Source organism: Aquitalea sp. ASV11 (genome assembly GCF_016429185.1).
Classification (GTDB): Bacteria; Pseudomonadota; Gammaproteobacteria; order Burkholderiales; family Chromobacteriaceae; genus Aquitalea; species Aquitalea pelogenes.
Genome location: NZ_JAELUD010000089.1, coordinates 1 through 14853, shown reverse-complemented (window position 1 = coordinate 14853; position 14853 = coordinate 1). Strand labels below are relative to the sequence as shown.

17 protein-coding genes are annotated in these 14853 nt (G+C 63.1%); 12 read left to right on the top strand and 5 right to left on the bottom strand.

The window, feature by feature from the left end; translation table 11 throughout:
- From JHD62_RS19370 to JHD62_RS19360, 3 genes are all read right to left on the bottom strand, one after another.
- A partial coding sequence (locus JHD62_RS19370; protein WP_199104260.1) for an MFS transporter occupies nt 1–768 on the bottom strand: 768 nt, incomplete at its 3' end.
- Nucleotides 769–818: 50 nt separating this feature from the next.
- Nucleotides 819–2285 (bottom strand): 2-hydroxymuconic semialdehyde dehydrogenase, encoded by a 1467-nt coding sequence (locus JHD62_RS19365; protein WP_199104259.1) that lies wholly within the window; start codon nt 2283–2285, stop codon nt 819–821.
- Nucleotides 2286–2401: 116 nt separating this feature from the next.
- Complete coding sequence (locus JHD62_RS19360; RefSeq protein ID WP_199104258.1) at nt 2402–3379, bottom strand: LysR substrate-binding domain-containing protein; 978 nt, start codon at nt 3377–3379, stop codon at nt 2402–2404.
- A gap of 168 nt (nt 3380–3547) precedes the next feature.
- On the opposite strand from JHD62_RS19360, the gene JHD62_RS19355 reads away from it, so the two are divergent.
- From JHD62_RS19355 to JHD62_RS19320, 8 genes are all read left to right on the top strand, one after another.
- On the top strand, nt 3548–4360 hold the full coding sequence (locus tag JHD62_RS19355; RefSeq protein WP_269429372.1) for a 2-keto-4-pentenoate hydratase: 813 nt from the start codon (nt 3548–3550) through the stop codon (nt 4358–4360).
- A complete protein-coding gene (locus JHD62_RS19350; RefSeq protein ID WP_199104257.1) occupies nt 4357–5292 on the top strand; it encodes an acetaldehyde dehydrogenase (acetylating) in 936 nt (311 codons plus the stop codon). The genes JHD62_RS19355 and JHD62_RS19350 overlap by 4 nt, the downstream gene beginning before the upstream one ends.
- An 11-nt stretch (nt 5293–5303) precedes the next feature.
- On the top strand, nt 5304–6323 hold the full coding sequence (gene dmpG, locus JHD62_RS19345) for a 4-hydroxy-2-oxovalerate aldolase (RefSeq protein WP_199104256.1): 1020 nt from the start codon (nt 5304–5306) through the stop codon (nt 6321–6323).
- Nucleotides 6320–7096 carry a 2-keto-4-pentenoate hydratase gene (locus JHD62_RS19340; protein WP_199104255.1) on the top strand — a complete coding sequence of 259 codons (777 nt, stop codon included), beginning with the start codon at nt 6320–6322 and terminating at the stop codon, nt 7094–7096. Before dmpG ends, JHD62_RS19340 begins: the two co-directional genes overlap by 4 nt.
- Entirely contained in the window at nt 7093–7512 is a 420-nt protein-coding gene (locus JHD62_RS19335; RefSeq protein WP_131356678.1) for a RidA family protein, read from the top strand. Before JHD62_RS19340 ends, JHD62_RS19335 begins: the two co-directional genes overlap by 4 nt.
- A gap of 32 nt (nt 7513–7544) precedes the next feature.
- The gene (gene nbaC / locus JHD62_RS19330; protein WP_199104254.1) at nt 7545–8108 is read left to right on the top strand and encodes a 3-hydroxyanthranilate 3,4-dioxygenase; all 564 of its coding nucleotides are present in this window, start codon (nt 7545–7547) and stop codon (nt 8106–8108) included.
- Nucleotides 8109–8120: 12 nt separating this feature from the next.
- Complete coding sequence (locus JHD62_RS19325; protein WP_199104253.1) at nt 8121–9107, top strand: amidohydrolase family protein; 987 nt, start codon at nt 8121–8123, stop codon at nt 9105–9107.
- A gap of 110 nt (nt 9108–9217) precedes the next feature.
- On the top strand, nt 9218–10084 hold the full coding sequence (locus JHD62_RS19320) for an alpha/beta hydrolase (protein WP_199104252.1): 867 nt from the start codon (nt 9218–9220) through the stop codon (nt 10082–10084).
- A gap of 72 nt (nt 10085–10156) precedes the next feature.
- Here JHD62_RS19320 and JHD62_RS19315 read toward each other — a convergent pair whose 3' ends face one another.
- A complete protein-coding gene (locus JHD62_RS19315) occupies nt 10157–11191 on the bottom strand; it encodes a linear amide C-N hydrolase (protein ID WP_199104251.1) in 1035 nt (344 codons plus the stop codon).
- Between the two features lie 122 nt (nt 11192–11313).
- Nucleotides 11314–12009 (bottom strand): MarC family protein, encoded by a 696-nt coding sequence (locus JHD62_RS19310; RefSeq protein ID WP_199104250.1) that lies wholly within the window; start codon nt 12007–12009, stop codon nt 11314–11316.
- A 338-nt stretch (nt 12010–12347) separates the two neighbouring features.
- On the opposite strand from JHD62_RS19310, the gene JHD62_RS19305 reads away from it, so the two are divergent.
- From JHD62_RS19305 to JHD62_RS19290, 4 genes are all read left to right on the top strand, one after another.
- Nucleotides 12348–12923 (top strand): 3'-5' exonuclease, encoded by a 576-nt coding sequence (locus JHD62_RS19305; RefSeq protein WP_199104249.1) that lies wholly within the window; start codon nt 12348–12350, stop codon nt 12921–12923.
- Nucleotides 12920–13576 (top strand): Crp/Fnr family transcriptional regulator, encoded by a 657-nt coding sequence (locus tag JHD62_RS19300; RefSeq protein ID WP_199104248.1) that lies wholly within the window; start codon nt 12920–12922, stop codon nt 13574–13576. Before JHD62_RS19305 ends, JHD62_RS19300 begins: the two co-directional genes overlap by 4 nt.
- A 117-nt stretch (nt 13577–13693) precedes the next feature.
- Entirely contained in the window at nt 13694–13882 is a 189-nt protein-coding gene (locus tag JHD62_RS19295) for a DUF2892 domain-containing protein (protein ID WP_199104247.1), read from the top strand.
- A 248-nt stretch (nt 13883–14130) separates the two neighbouring features.
- The coding region (locus JHD62_RS19290; protein WP_255523028.1) for an ABC transporter transmembrane domain-containing protein at nt 14131–14853 on the top strand (723 nt) is incomplete at its 3' end.

Below are 14853 nucleotides of genomic sequence, written 5' to 3'. Positions count from 1 at the left end.
GGTCCAGGGTTGGCTCAGGACCTCGCGCCAGCTGCTGTTGGCTGATGTGCTTTGTTGTTCGCCCAGACTGAAACGCTGCGTCCCTGCCAGGCCGGGGTGACGGGAAATGCGCTGCAAAATGCGCCGGATACGCTCGGTACTGGCCTGGCGCGCCACCAGATAGCGCACCGATTCCGGCATTTTCCAGGCCAGCAGCAGGCAGAGCAGCAGGGGGACAATACCCCCCAGCAACATCAGTGATGGCCAGCCATACAGCGGCAGCAACCAGCCGGCACACAGGCCACCGGCACCGGCCCCCAGCGGAAAGCCGCACAGCATGGCACTCACCAGCATGGCGCGGTGCCGGGTGGGGGCGTATTCGGACAGCAGGGTGATGGTATTGGGCAGGGCGGCACCCAGACCGATGCCGGTCAGCAGGCGATAAACGGTCAGGGTGGCAAGCGAATCGGCCCAGGCGGTGACGAGGCTACCAAGGCCGAACAGCAATACCGACCACAGCAATGCCGGTTTGCGCCCCAGCCGGTCGGCTAGCGGCCCGGCCAGCAAGGCTCCGATGGCCAGCCCGAACAGGGCCGCGCTCAGGGCCTGGCCCAGCTGGGGTTTGCTCAGGCCCCATTGCTCCATCAGCGAAGGCACGATATAGGCCACTGCGGCCAGATCGTAGCCATCCAGAAACATCACCAGAAAACACAGCAGCAAGATCAACAACTGATAAGGACCAAAACCGGCTTCGTCGATCAGGTCCTCGACATTCAGGGAGGTGGACATGGCTAGAACTCCTGACCGGACAGCGCGGCTGCCCGGTGCAAAGGGGGTGATTACAGCTTGATGCAGACGTTGCTGATGTCGGAGTAGAAGTCCAGCGAGTAGCGCCCGCCCTCGCGGCCCATGCCGGACAGCTTGCTGCCGCCAAACGGCGTGCGCAGGTCGCGGGCGTACCAGGTGTTCACCCACACGATGCCGGTATGGATGCGGCGAGCCAGCCGGTGCGCGCGGTCCAGCCGGGTGGTCCACAGTGCGCAGGCCAGGCCATAGGGGCTGTCGTTAATGCGTCGCAGCACTTCATCGTCTCGGTCAAACGGGGCGATATGGCAGACCGGGCCAAACACTTCCTCACGCACGCAGCGGGCGTGGTCGGACAGGCCGGTCCAGATGGTGGGGCGCACATAAGCCCCCTGGTCGCGCGCATCGCCAAAATGTGGTACTTCGCCGCCGGTTACCACGCGTGCGCCTTCTTCCCGCGCCAGCGCAAAGTAGGACAGCACTTTTTCCCGGTGCTTGTGCGAAACCAGCGGGCCAAGATCGACGTTTTCTTCTGCCGGGTAGCCTATTTTCAGCGCCTCTGCGCGCTGTTTCAGGGCGGCGACAAAGCGGTCGAAAATCGGCCGTTCCACATAAACCCGCTCAGAACACAGGCACACCTGCCCGGTATTGAAAAAGGACGAACGCGCCACGCCCTCCACTGCAGCGTCGAAGTCGGCATCGGCAAACACCACGGCGGCATTCTTGCCACCCAGCTCGAACGACACTTCCTTCACCCCGTCGGCCACCGCCTTCATGATGGCGCTGCCAGTGCGCGATTCGCCTGTAAAGGACACCGCGCTGATCTGCGGCTGACGGGTGAGGAATTCCCCGGCAGAACCCGGCCCGAAACCATGCACCAGGTTGAACACCCCAGGCGGCAGACCGGCATCGTGCATCACCTGCGCCAGCAGGGTGGCGGACGACGGTGTTTCTTCCGAGGGCTTGCACACCACGGTATTGCCCATGGCCAGCGCCGGGCCCAGCTTCCAGGTCAGCAACAACAGCGGCAGGTTCCACGGCGAAATCACCGCCACCACGCCCAGCGGCTTGCGCACGGTGTAGTTGAACAGCACGCCGCCATCGGCCTGCGGGGTTTCGCAGCTTTCACTCACTGCGGTGGCGGCCAGGTCGGCAAAGGTGCGGAAATTGGCAATGGCCCGCGGTACATCCAGCGTGCGGGCCAGGTGCACCGGGCGGCCGGTGTCGGCCACTTCGGCGGCGACAAATTCCTCGAAGCGCGCCTCGATGCCATCGGCCACCTTATGCAGCAGTTGTGTGCGCTCGGTCACGCTCATGCTGCCCCAGGGGCCATGCAGGGCCTGCTCCGCTGCCTGGGCGGCAGTGGCCACTTCGGCCTCGCCGGCTTCGGCCACCTGGCAGATCAGGCTGCCATCCACCGGACTGATATTGTCAAAGCGGGCAAGCCCGGTACTGAGAAACTGGCCGTTGACATATAGCGGCAGTATTGCTGGACTGGACATGGCAATTCCTCCATTCAAAGCCCATGCTGCATCAGCGCAGGATGGGTGAAGGCGAGTGTAGGAAGGGCCCTGCCATGATTGAAAATGAATAAATCGGGCTTTGCTATGCCTGATTTTTATACAGCTGCCGACTCCTGCATGTCCTGGCCCACCTGTTTCAGGTAGTCGATCAGTTTGCGGCTGGCGGGGGTCAGCGGCTTGTCATGGCGCACCGAATAACCCACCGCCGCCGGTGGCCCCACCTCGCCCAGCGGCAATATCGCCAGCAGCCCGGCTGTTTCAAAGCGACGTGCCGCTTGCAAGGGCATCAGGCCCAGGCAGTCGGACTCCACCAGCAAATTGACATTGGTGAGCAAGGACAGCGATTCGAGCAGGTTGTCCGGCATGGCCAGCCCGGCATCGACAAAAAACTGCTCGGCCACCCGGCGGGCCGGAGAGTCCGGTGGCGGCACAATCCAGGGCCAGTGCTGCAGCGCATCCAGCGTCAGGGCGCTGGCGGCCAGCAGCGGGTGACGGCTGCCCGCCACGATGCACAGGCTGTTGCGGTACAAGGGCTGGTGGCGTAGCGGCAGCTTGCGGGTGAACGGATCATCCAGGTCCGGCAGGCGTCCCACCACCAGATCCAGCTCGCCGGAAGCCAGTGCGGGGAACAGATAGTCCTGCGGCCCCTCACGCACGGTAATCAGCAATCTGGGGGCTGTCGCTTTCAGTCGCAAGATGGCGCGCGGCAGCAGGCTGGAGCTGGCGGAAATCTGCGTGCCCACTACCACATGGCCACTGATGCCGCCCTTGAAGGTATTCAATTCGTCGGTGAGATAGCGCAGTTCTGCCATCACCGATTTCACCCGCTCACCCAGCAACACGCCGTACTCGGTGGGCGAGACCCCGCGATTGTTGCGGTGGAGCAATTCGGTATCCAGCTGTACTTCCAGTTCACGGATGGCCTTGGTGACCGCCGGCTGGGTCAGGTTCAGTTCGCGGGCGGCGCGGGCGATGGACTGGCAGCGCAATACCCGGTCGAATACCAGCAAGGGGCGCAGCTTCAGCCGGTTGAGCACAATGTCGTTGATGGAAAACAGCGCTTGTTCACCCATGACCCTCTCCCGCTCTGCAATGGCAGTGACTATGGCATAACTTTCCGGCATGGCAGAAGCCGGATTATTCATTTTTTGGCACTGATAACGGCTCATACACTGGACTGCGTTTCCACTGAGGCGGCCCGGCCACTTCCGGCCTTGTCCCCATCTTTGCAGGAGAACGCAGTGAGCAATTCCCTCAATCCCGCCCAGCATGAGGCCGCCTTGCAGTTGCGCATGGCAGCCGAGCACGGCCAGCCCTGTGCGCCGGTGCGCAGCCTGCTGGGCGAGCTGGATGTCGATGCCGCCTATGCGGTGCAAACCCTCAACGTCCAGCACGCCCTCACACAAGGCCGACGCCTGGTGGGCAGCAAGATCGGCCTCACCTCCCGCGCAGTCCAGCAGCAGCTGGGCGTGGCGCAGCCGGACTTTGGCCGCCTGTTTGCCGACATGGCCATTGCCGATGGTGAGGAAATCGCCATCCAGCGCCTGCTGCAACCCAAGGTCGAAGCCGAAATTGCGCTGGTGCTGGGGCGCGACCTGCCGCACGAAAAGCACACGCTGGCAGACCTGATTGGCGCGGTGGACTACCTGCTGCCCGCCATCGAAGTGGTGGACAGCCGCATTGCCGGCTGGGACATCCGCATCAGCGACACCATTGCCGACAATGCCTCCTCCGGCCTGTTCGTGCTGGGCAGCCGCCCGGTACTGCTGCGCGAAGTGGATGTGGTGGGCTGCGGCATGGTGCTGGAACGCAAGGGCGAGCCGGAAAGCGTTGGCGGTGGTGCCGCCTGCCTCGGTAACCCGCTGCTGGCGGCCTGCTGGCTGGCCGACACCCTGGCCCGGCGCGGCGATGCGCTGAAGGCTGGCGATATCGTGCTGACCGGCGCGCTGGGGCCGATGGTGCCGGTGCGCGCCGGCGATGTATTCACCGCCCGCATCCAGGGCCTGGGGCAGGTATCCGCCCGTTTTGCCACCACACAGGGAGAGGCAGCATGAAACCCACACGTATCAAGGCCGCCATCATCGGCTCCGGCAATATCGGTAGTGACCTGATGATCAAGCTGTTGCGCCATGGCGAAGCCATCGAGCTGGTGGCCATGGTCGGCATCGACGCCGCTTCGGACGGTCTGGCCCGCGCCAAACGGCTGGGGCTGGCCACCACCCATCAGGGCCTGGACGGCCTGCTGGCGCTGCCGGAATTCGCCGATATCAGGATCGTGTTCGATGCCACCTCGGCCGGTGCGCATGTGGAACACAATCGCGTGCTGCAACAGCATGGCGTGCGGGTGATCGACCTCACCCCGGCAGCCATCGGTCCCTATGTGGTGCCGGTGGTCAATCTGGAAGCCCACCTGGACGCGGCCAACATCAATATGGTCACCTGCGGCGGCCAGGCCACCATTCCCATGGTGGCGGCGGTCAACAGTGTCACTCCGGTGCTGTACGGCGAAATTGTCGCCTCGATTGCCAGCAAATCCGCCGGCCCCGGCACCCGCGCCAATATCGACGAATTCACCGAAACCACCTCGCAGGCCATTGTCAGCGTGGGCGGTGCGCGCCAGGGCAAGGCCATCATCATCCTGAACCCGGCCGAACCGCCGCTGATGATGCGCGACACCGTGTTCTGCCTCACCGGCCCGGCCGACCGTGCCGCCATTGCCGCCGCCGTGGAGCAGATGGCCGCCAAGGTAAAGGCCTATGTACCTGGCTATCGCCTGAAGCAGGCAGTGCAGTTTGAAGACATCCCCGCAGCAGATGCCGCCGCCTATCCCGGTCTCGGGCCAGATGGCGGACTCAAGGTGTCCATCTTCATCGAGGTGGAAGGTGCCGCCCACTATCTGCCTGCCTATGCCGGCAACCTGGACATCATGACTTCCGCCGCCATGGCCTGCGGCGAACGCCTGGCCACCCGACTGCTGCACGCCTGAGGAAACCTGCCATGAACAAACTCTATATTTCCGACGTCACCCTGCGCGACGGTTCGCATGCGGTGCGTCACCGCTATTCGCTCGATCAGGTACGCGCCATTGCCCGCGCACTGGACGAAGCCCGTGTCGACTCCATCGAAGTGGCGCACGGTGACGGGCTGGAAGGCTCCAGCTTCAACTACGGCTTTGGCGCACACAGCGATGTGGCGTGGATTGCCGCCGCTGCCGAATCGGTCAGCCACAGCAAGATTGCTACCTTGCTGCTGCCCGGCATTGCCACCGTGCATGCACTGCGCAATGCCTACGATGCCGGTGCCCGCGTGGTGCGCATTGCCACCCACTGCACCGAGGCCGACATCTCCAAGCAGCATATCCAGTACGCCCGAGAGCTGGGCATGGACACCGTGGGCTTTCTGATGATGTCGCACATGAGCAGCCCGCAGCACTTGGCAGCCCAGGCCAAGCTGATGGAAAGCTACGGCGCCACCTGCATTTACGTGGTGGATTCCGGCGGTGCCTTGCTGATGCAGGATGTGCGCGACCGCTTCCGTGCGCTGCGCGACGTGCTGGACCCGGCCACCGCCACCGGCATTCATGCCCATCACAACCTGTCGTTGGGGGTGGCCAATTCCATCGTGGCGGTAGAAGAAGGCTGCCAGCGCATTGATGCTTCGCTGGCCGGCCAAGGTGCCGGGGCGGGCAATGCGCCGCTGGAAGTGTTCATTGCCGCCGCCGAGCGCCTGGGTTGGAACCACGGCTGCGACCTGATCCGCCTGATGGATGCGGCGGACGATATCGTGCGTCCCACCCAGGACCGCCCGGTACGAGTGGACCGCGAAACACTGGCGCTGGGCTATGCCGGGGTGTACTCCAGCTTCCTGCGCCACGCCGAGAAAGCTGCAGCGCAATACGGGCTGAAGACGCTGGACATCCTGCTGGAAGTGGGCCGCCGCCGCATGGTGGGCGGGCAGGAGGACATGATTGTCGATGTGGCGCTGGACCTGCTGAAACAACAGGAGGTACGCGCATGAGCATGCTGATTCAGGAAATGGCGCTCCAGCTGGATATCGCCACCCAGTGTCACGAAGCTACTCCGCAACTGAGTGCGCAGCAGCCGTTTGATCTGGCCACCGCCTATCGCATCCAGCAGGCCGGCATCCGCCTGCGCCAGCAACGCGGCGAGCGCGTGGTGGGCCTGAAACTGGGTTTTACCAGCCGCGCCAAGATGATACAGATGGGCGTGGACGCGCTGATCTGGGGCGAGCTGACCGATGCCATGCAACTGGCTGATGGCGGCACGCTGGATCTGTCCCGGCTGATTCACCCGCGGGTGGAGCCGGAAATCGCCTTCATCACCGCCATCGACATCGACCGGCCCTTGTCGCTGGCCGAAGCCGGGCTGGCCCTGGCCGGGGTGGCCCCGGCGCTGGAAATCATCGACTCGCGCTATCGCGACTTCCGTTTCAGCCTGCAGGACGTGGTGGCCGACAACTGCTCTTCCGCCCGTTATGTGATTGGCCCGCTCTGCGCGCCGCAGGCTGCACTGGATAACCTGGGCGTAGTGCTGCGCTTTGATGGCCGTCCGGTGCAGATAGGCAGCAGCGCCGCCATTCTGGGCCAGCCGCTGCGTGCACTGGCAGAAATCTCCCGCCTGCTGCATCAGGAACAGCGGGTGCTGCCCGCCGGTTCGCTGATTCTGGCCGGTGCCGCCACCGCTGCGGAGGCACTGCGCCCAGGCCTGCATGTCAGTGTGGAAGTGGCCGGTCTGGGCGGCTGCGCCTTCACCACCGGAGAGCCGACATGAACAACACCCAGGCTACTGTCGTCAGCGGCAAGGCCACACCGCGTGGCCGCTTTCCCCACCTGAAACGCGCGGGCGACCTGCTGTTTGTTTCCGGCACCAGCTCGCGCCTGCCCGACAACAGCATTGCCGGAGCCCAGGCCGATGCCATGGGTGCCACCAGGTTGGATATCGCGGTGCAAACCCGCTGCGTGATCGAGAACATCCGCGACATCCTGGCCACGGCGGATGCCAGCCTCGCCGATGTGGTGGAGATCTGCGCCTATCTGGTGGATATGAACGACTTTGCCGCATACAACGCGGTTTACGCCGAGTACTTCGATGAAAGCGGGCCCACCCGCACCACGGTGGCGGTGCATCAACTGCCGCACCCGCACCTGCGCATCGAAATCAAGGCCATTGCCTACAAGCCGCGCTAGACGGCCCAGGCGTCTTTTTGAGGAGAAACCACATGCAATTGCAATATGGACTGCCGCTCAATTTGCTGGACTGGGCCGAACGCAACAAGGGTGAACTCAAGCCCCCGGTGTGCAATGCCGCCATCTGGCCGGACGGCAACTACATCATCAATATGGTGGGCGGGCCCAATACCCGTACCGATTTTCACGACAACCCGACCGAAGAAATCTTCTACCAGATCAAGGGCAATGCCTACATCAATGTGTGGGACCGGGGCCGCTTCGAACGCATTGAGCTGCGCGAGGGCGATGTTTTCCTGTTGCCTGCCCATGTCATCCATTCACCGCAGCGCCCCGAACCCGGCCTGTGCTTTCTGGTGGAGCAGCCACGACCGCAAGGCGAGCATGACAGCCTGCACTGGTATTGCCCGGTATGTGCCGGCGAAATCTGGCACATCTCCAAGCAACTGGAGAGCCTGGTGGACGACCTGCCCAAGGCCTATCAGGCGTTTTACGCCATCGGTGAGGAAGGTCGGCGTTGCAAGCATTGCGGGACGGTGCATCCGGGCAAGGACTACGCCGCCTGGCATGACATGCACCTGCGGGCACAACATTAGAAAAGACGCATCATGATAGACATTCACTCGCATTTCTTTCCGCGCATCAGCCAGGCCGAAGCCGCCCGGCTGGACCCGCAGCGCGCCCCCTGGCTACAGACGCAGGGGGCGGAGGGGCAGATCATGGTGGGCGACCGGCCGTTTCGCCCGGTGTATGACGCGCTATGGGATGGCGCGCGCCGGCTGGAATTCCTGGACCGGCAGGGCATAGACATCCAGATCATGTGCGCCACGCCGGTGATGTTCGGCTACCACGCCCCCATCGAACGCGCGCTGCCCTGGGCACAGCTGATGAATGACCGGGCGCTGGAAATGGCCGCCATTGCACCCGAGCGGCTGAAGGTACTGGCCCAGGTGCCGCTGCAAGATGTTGACGCGGCCTGCCGCGAAGCCAGCCGGGCGCGCGACTGCGGCCATGTCGGGGTGCAGATTGGCAACCACGTTGGCCCGCTGGATCTGGATAACGCCGGCCTGCTCACCTTCCTCACCCACTGCGCACAGGAAAACATCCCGGTGCTGGTGCATCCCTGGGACATGATGGGCGGCGCAGAGCGCATGAAAAAATGGATGCTGCCCTGGCTGGTGGCCATGCCGGCGGAAACCCAGCTGGCCATCCTGTCGCTCATCCTGTCCGGTGCCTTCGAGCGCCTGCCGCGCAGTCTGAAAATCTGCTTTGCCCACGGTGGTGGCAGCTTTGCCTACCTGCTGGGACGGGTGGACAACGCCTGGGAACAGCGCGACATCGTGCGCGAAGACTGCCCCAACAAGCCGTCCAGCTATGTCGACCGCTTTTATGTCGACTCCGCCATTTTTGACCCGGCGGCGCTGCGTTTGCTGGTGGACACCATGGGCAGCGAGCGGGTGATGCTGGGCTCGGATTCGCCCTTCCCGCTGGGTGAGCAGGAGGTGGGTTCGCTGATCCGCCATGCCGGACTGGGCGAGGGACAACAGCAGCAATTACTGGGTAGCAACGCCCGCCAGTTCTTCAATCTTGATTGAGCTGGCAAAGCTGGATTGCAGGGATCGGGCCATACCTCCATCCGGCGACAGCCGGTCCCTGCCTTTCATAAACTTGGCTTCCCTTTCCTCCCGTAGCATGGATGTCCGTGATGAAAATCGACCTGATGTTTCCCGATCTGACCAGCCGTGCCGTGCAATACAACGCTCGCGCCTCGGTAGCGGATTTTGACGCATGCATGGCCAATTACACCCGCCTGGCCCGGCAGGCCAAGGCAGAGGTGGCCGGTATTTATGACCTGCCTTATGGCATGGGCAAGGCCGAGCGGCTGGACGTGTTCCCTGCCTGCGCGCAACCCGCGCCGCTGTTTGTCTTCATCCACGGTGGCTATTGGCATTCGCAAAGCAAGGAGGACGCCTGCGGCATGGCGGGCGTACTGCACCAGCACGGCATTGCGCTGGCCACGGTGGAATACACCCTGCTGCCCGAGGCTACGCTGGCAGAGGCGGTGCGCGAAGTACGCAGCGCCATTGCCTGGCTGTACCGGCATGCCGCCCAGTACGGCATTGACCCGCAACGCATCCATGTCGGCGGTAGCTCAGCCGGCGCCCATCTGGCGGGCATGTTGTTCGCCCCGGATTGGCAGCAGGATTACGGTTTGCCCGCCGATGTGATCAAGGGCGTGCTGGCACTGAGCGGCCTGTATGACATCCGTCCGCTGTGTGACATCTACGTCAACGACTGGCTGCGCTTGTATCCCGATCAGGCTGCACGGCTCAGCCCGCTGCTCTGCCTGCCCCCGGCTGTGCAGGCGGGCAAGCTGGTGTTGAGTGTGGGCGGCAAGGAAACCGACGGTTTCCGGCATCAGACGCTGGCTTATCATCAGGCCGCAAGCGCAAAGGGGCTGGAGGTGACGCTGGTGGAGGACAGTCACAACAACCATTTTTCCCTGCTGGATGAACTGGCGATAGCCGACAGCCCCTTGAGCCTTGCCTTGTTACGGATGATGGACATGTAAGTACTACGGCACAGCACGGCAATCTCACCGTGCTGTGCCTATTGTCATGCTGCTGGACAGGAAGATCTGCGCTTACAGCTGTGGCTGACTCAGGCTGATGTGCTGGCGCAGGAATGGGCCAAAATCCTGTCGCCGTACTTCGTGGCAACCCTGGAAGTCATCCAGCGCCAGTTGCAGGTAATTGACCGCATCATCCGGACGGATCAGCAATCTGCGACGGCTCAGGTCGGTCAGCGTGGTAAAGGTGGTCCATTCCTCTTCAATCTGGCCGCTGCCGGCATCCACCAGATTGCTGGCGCCACGCGGGCGGTCAAACTTGTTGGCAATCTTGGCCACCAGGGCGATGGCTTCGTCCGCTGACTGCGGCGTGCGGCAGAACTGCACATAATAAGCCGCCCGTACAAAGCGCCCGGTCGAGGTGTCGTCTGCCGGCAAGCCTGCCAGTGCATTACCTACATCTTCGGTGCGTGCCAGATGCCGGCCAAAGCGCTGTTCGCGTTTGCCCAGGTTGGATACATGCGCGTAGTTGTCCAGATTGGTCAGATGCCAGTCAAACGCGGGGCCATTGGTCATCACCCCGACCGGGTTGTCATGGACCACGGCCTGTCCGCGGTCGAACTCGATCACCAGGCCGCGTGCCTGTGCATCGAACACCGCGTAGTGGAAGGGGGCGGGCGTGTTGTCCAGGCTAGGCAGCTGGTCCACCCAGAACCGGGACTGGCTTACAAGCTGACGTACTTCCTCGCAATCGGCACAGCGTGCCAGCAGCCAGCTGCCCACCTCCGATACGGCAATCAAGGTTCTGCTGTCCTGCTGCTGCGGTGTTGGCAGCGTGGTTTCAGCAAACATGTTCATGTTCACGCTCAGGCCCGCGTCATTGATGCCGGCAACCGATGGCAGGCGCTCTGCATTCAGGCGCAGGTCGATGGAGAGAAAGGCGTGGCTTGACGCATAGTGCGTGGCGGGAAAGCCTGACGGAACCTGACCATTGAATGCAGTGCCACGCGGGTAGTAGGACAGGACAAAATCCAGTTCCTGGCCAAACTCCAGCGTACGTCCCTGGTAGGCATTGCCGTGTTGATCGGTCAGCATGAAGGTGGTGCACATGGTGTGGGCCTTTATCAAGTTGCAGGGCAGATGAAGGGCCGGTTCCGTGTTTGCTGCTGCACGGCAACCGGTTGCTGGGAACAAGACGCAGCGCGTTAGCCAGTACAGGCTGACACTGCCTTTCAGGTGGCAGGTGCTATCAGCGCATGCAGCCCGCCCCAGGCAATTTGCAGGCCGACGGCAAAAATCAGGAAGGCCATGAAGCGGTTGATCATGTTTTCCGATGCCGCCCCCAGCCGCGCCACCAGCTGCCCGGCATTCAGATAGCACAGGTAAATCAGCACGCTCATGGCGGCCATGCCGATGATCAGCCCGCTGGTACTCAGTGCCGAGCGGACATAGCTTTCGTTGTAACTGTGCGCGCTGAGGGTGAGCACCACCGAGATGGTGCCCGGCCCCACGGTGAGGGGAAAGGACAGCGGGTAGAACAGGTCGTTCTCCACACTGCTGGGCTGCCCGGCATCCACTGCTGCCGATTCCGCGCTATTGGCTGACTTGTCCTGGCTGCTGGCCGTGCTGCTGAGCGATGTCCAGCCCATCTTGCAAATCATGATGCCGCCGGCCAGCTTCACCACCGGAATCGACAGGCCGAACAGCATCAGGATCCAGCGCCCCATGAACAAGGCTGCAATCACCGTCAGCATGGCGTACCAGGCAATCTTGCGGATGGCCAGCTTGCGCTCATTCAGCGGCAGATGGCGGAAATAAGGGTTGACGATGAAGGCGGTGCCTATCGGGTCCACCACCGGAAACAAGGTGATGAAACCGACAAAGGCGGCATGCAGCACGGTATTGAAATCATCCAGCAAGGCAATCATGACAGGCATCCGGGAGGGTGATTGCAGGGTTTTCCGTGCAACTTGGCAGGGCGTGTCGCCACGGTTTTGCGACGCTAGCACGGGCCTGTCGGCGGCCTCAATGTGCCACCCGGCTTGATCTACGCATTCCGATACCATCTTGGGAAACTTCCCAGCCCCACTTGATTGCCCGGCCAGGCAGGACAACACGGGTGTGCACAGGAAAACGGGGTGAAATGCCGCCGGGGATTCCGTATCATGCAGCTTTGCCGCCAGCCTGTTGCCGGGCGGCACCATCCCTGTCATCAAGGCCTGTCATGTCCCTTACCCGGCAAATCCCCCGCGAAGAAATCAAGACCATGCCGCTGTTTCCGGCGCTGACCCCGGAACAGGTATGCATGCTGGACAGCCCGGAAGCACTGGCCGCCGCCATGCCTGCCCTGCTGGCGGCTCCGGTGCTGGGTTTTGATACCGAATCCAAACCCACCTTCCGCAAGGGCGAGGAGTCGGACGGCCCGCATCTGATTCAACTGGCCGATAGCCAGTGCGCCTGGCTGGTGCCGGTGGTGAAGGGCGTGTTGCCGGAGGAAATCAAAGCCTTGCTCGCCGACCCGGCGCATCCGCTGGTGGGCTTTGATCTGGTGTCCGACCGCGCCCTGCTGAAAAGCCGGCTGGGCGTGGAGTGCGGCGGCTTGATCGACCTGGGTAATCTGCTGCCCTCGGACGATGCCCGCATCACCGTGGGCGCGGTGCAGGCGGTGGCGCGCTTGTTTGGCCAGTACTTTCGCAAGTCGAAAAAGCTGTCCACCACCAACTGGTCACGCCTGCCACTCAGCCCGGCCCAGCAGGCCTATGCCGGTAACGACGCCTGGGTGGCGCTGCGGGTGTATCAGGAACTGCAAGCCCGTGGCCTGTTGCAGGAAAGCACGGCATGAGCGACTGGACGCGCGACTTTGCCATTCTGGACGCGCTGGACGAGGCCAGCCGCGCCCAGTTGCTGGCGCACAGCCATGCCATGCAAGCCCCGGCTGGCACGGTGCTGTTCCGCGAAGGCAGCCCGTGTCAGGCCTATCTGTTCTTGCAGCAAGGGCAGATCCGGGTACAGAAAGTGGGCGAAAACGGCCGCGAAATCACCCTGTACCGGGTGGAAAGCGGGCAAACCTGCATTGTCACCACCGCCTGCCTGATGAGTGGCAACGATTACGATGCCGAAGGCGTGGCCGAAACCGCCATCCGCGCCCAGGCCCTGCCCATTTCAGCTTTCCGTCAGTTATTGGCCAGCTCGGCGGCCTTTCGCGATTTCGTGTTTCGCGCCTATGGCAGCCGCATTGCCGACCTGCTGCTGCTGATTGAAGAAGTCAGCTTTGGCCGCATCGACCAGCGGTTGGCCGCCTGTCTGTTGCAGCGTGCCCGTGGCCAGGCCGCACTGAGTACTACCCATCAGGAACTGGCAGCAGAACTGGGTAGCGCGCGCGAGGTGATCAGCCGCCAGCTGAAAGAATTCGAGCGCCGTGGCTGGATTCGCCTTGGCCGTGGCCAGCTGCAGCTGCTGGATGCTGGCGCCTTGCAGCAGCTGACCGGCAAATAGCTTGTGGTATTTGTGGCTGGCCGCGCCGCTGTGTGATCTAGTCACTGAAGCGGACTGCCGCAAGGTCTAGCATCTCCTCATCGCCATCCCGCATGGCCCCTGACCGAGGAGAACAACATGTCCCCGAATGTAGGCGGCATCGACCGCACCCTGCGCATTGTCATTGGCATTGCCCTGATCGTCGCCAGCGTGGCCGGCCTGCTGCCGGTATGGGGCTGGATTGGCGTGGTGCCGTTGGCTACCGGGTTGATTCGCTGGTGTCCGGCCTATCTGCCCTTCGGCATCAAGACCTGCAAGCTGAAATAGGCGCGGCTGGCAAAATCCCTGCTGCTGCGTTGTGCCTCCTTGCCGTACTCTTTGTACTGTCTGCGTCGGCGCGCCTTGCCCCAGGGGCGCTGCGCTATTTTGCCCGCCGCGCACATGCATGTGGGCATGCTTGCAAAACCCTGCTGCTGCGTTGTGCTGTTTTCTCAGCGGCAGGTACTAACCTGCCCGAATGGCCGTAGCCGGTGGCATGGTGTAGCCTGACAGCCTTGTTTTCATCCGGTCTGCCCATGTCTGCCACACCACCTGCCCGCCCACTGTTGCAACGCATCAGCCCCTTGCTGGGGCTGCTGCCCTTTCTGCGTCCCTACCGCCATCGCGCCTGGCTGGCCCTGCTGGCGCTCACCGTGGCTGCCGTCTCCACGCTGGTGTTGCCGATGGCCTTCCGCGTGCTGATCGACCAGGGTTTTTCCAGCCGCAATGCCGGTCACATCAACCAGTATTTCCTGATGCTGTTTGGCGTGGCGGTGGTACTGGCGCTGGCCACCGCCGGGCGTTTTTACCTGGTGTCCTGGCTGGGTGAGCGGGTAACGGCGGATGTGCGCAGCGCGGTGTACCGCCACGTCATCAGCATGAGCCCGCAGTATTTCGAAACCACCCAGACCGGCGAAGTGTTGTCGCGCCTCACCACCGACACCACGCTGGTGCAGACGGTGATCGGCACCAGCCTGTCCATGGGCCTGCGCAATGTGCTGCTGATGCTGGGGGGGCTGGTGATGCTGGCCATGACCAGCCCCAGCCTCACCGGCTACATTCTGGTGACGCTGTTGCTGGTGGTGCTGCCCATCGTGCTGTTTGGCCGCCGCGTGCGGGCGCTGTCCAAGTCTAGTCAGGACCGCATTGCCGATTCCAGCGCCATGGCCGGTGAGGTGCTGAACGCCATTCCCACCGTGCAGGCCTTCAACCAGCAGACGGCGGAAGCCAGCCGCTTTGTCGGCTCGGTGGAGCTGAGC

Coding starts and splice junctions, on each gene's coding strand:
- JHD62_RS19360 (WP_199104258.1), bottom strand. CDS start 3,379: ATGGGTGAACAAGCGCTGTTTTCCATCAACGACATTGTGCTCAACCGG.
- dmpG (WP_199104256.1), top strand. CDS start 5,304: ATGAACAAACTCTATATTTCCGACGTCACCCTGCGCGACGGTTCGCAT.
- JHD62_RS19325 (WP_199104253.1), top strand. CDS start 8,121: ATGATAGACATTCACTCGCATTTCTTTCCGCGCATCAGCCAGGCCGAA.
- JHD62_RS19315 (WP_199104251.1), bottom strand. CDS start 11,191: ATGTGCACCACCTTCATGCTGACCGATCAACACGGCAATGCCTACCAG.
- JHD62_RS19300 (WP_199104248.1), top strand. CDS start 12,920: ATGAGCGACTGGACGCGCGACTTTGCCATTCTGGACGCGCTGGACGAG.
- JHD62_RS19310 (WP_199104250.1), bottom strand. CDS start 12,009: ATGATTGCCTTGCTGGATGATTTCAATACCGTGCTGCATGCCGCCTTT.
- JHD62_RS19320 (WP_199104252.1), top strand. CDS start 9,218: ATGAAAATCGACCTGATGTTTCCCGATCTGACCAGCCGTGCCGTGCAA.
- nbaC (WP_199104254.1), top strand. CDS start 7,545: ATGCAATTGCAATATGGACTGCCGCTCAATTTGCTGGACTGGGCCGAA.
- JHD62_RS19335 (WP_131356678.1), top strand. CDS start 7,093: ATGAACAACACCCAGGCTACTGTCGTCAGCGGCAAGGCCACACCGCGT.
- JHD62_RS19340 (WP_199104255.1), top strand. CDS start 6,320: ATGAGCATGCTGATTCAGGAAATGGCGCTCCAGCTGGATATCGCCACC.
- JHD62_RS19305 (WP_199104249.1), top strand. CDS start 12,348: ATGCCGCTGTTTCCGGCGCTGACCCCGGAACAGGTATGCATGCTGGAC.
- JHD62_RS19365 (WP_199104259.1), bottom strand. CDS start 2,285: ATGTCCAGTCCAGCAATACTGCCGCTATATGTCAACGGCCAGTTTCTC.
- JHD62_RS19350 (WP_199104257.1), top strand. CDS start 4,357: ATGAAACCCACACGTATCAAGGCCGCCATCATCGGCTCCGGCAATATC.
- JHD62_RS19295 (WP_199104247.1), top strand. CDS start 13,694: ATGTCCCCGAATGTAGGCGGCATCGACCGCACCCTGCGCATTGTCATT.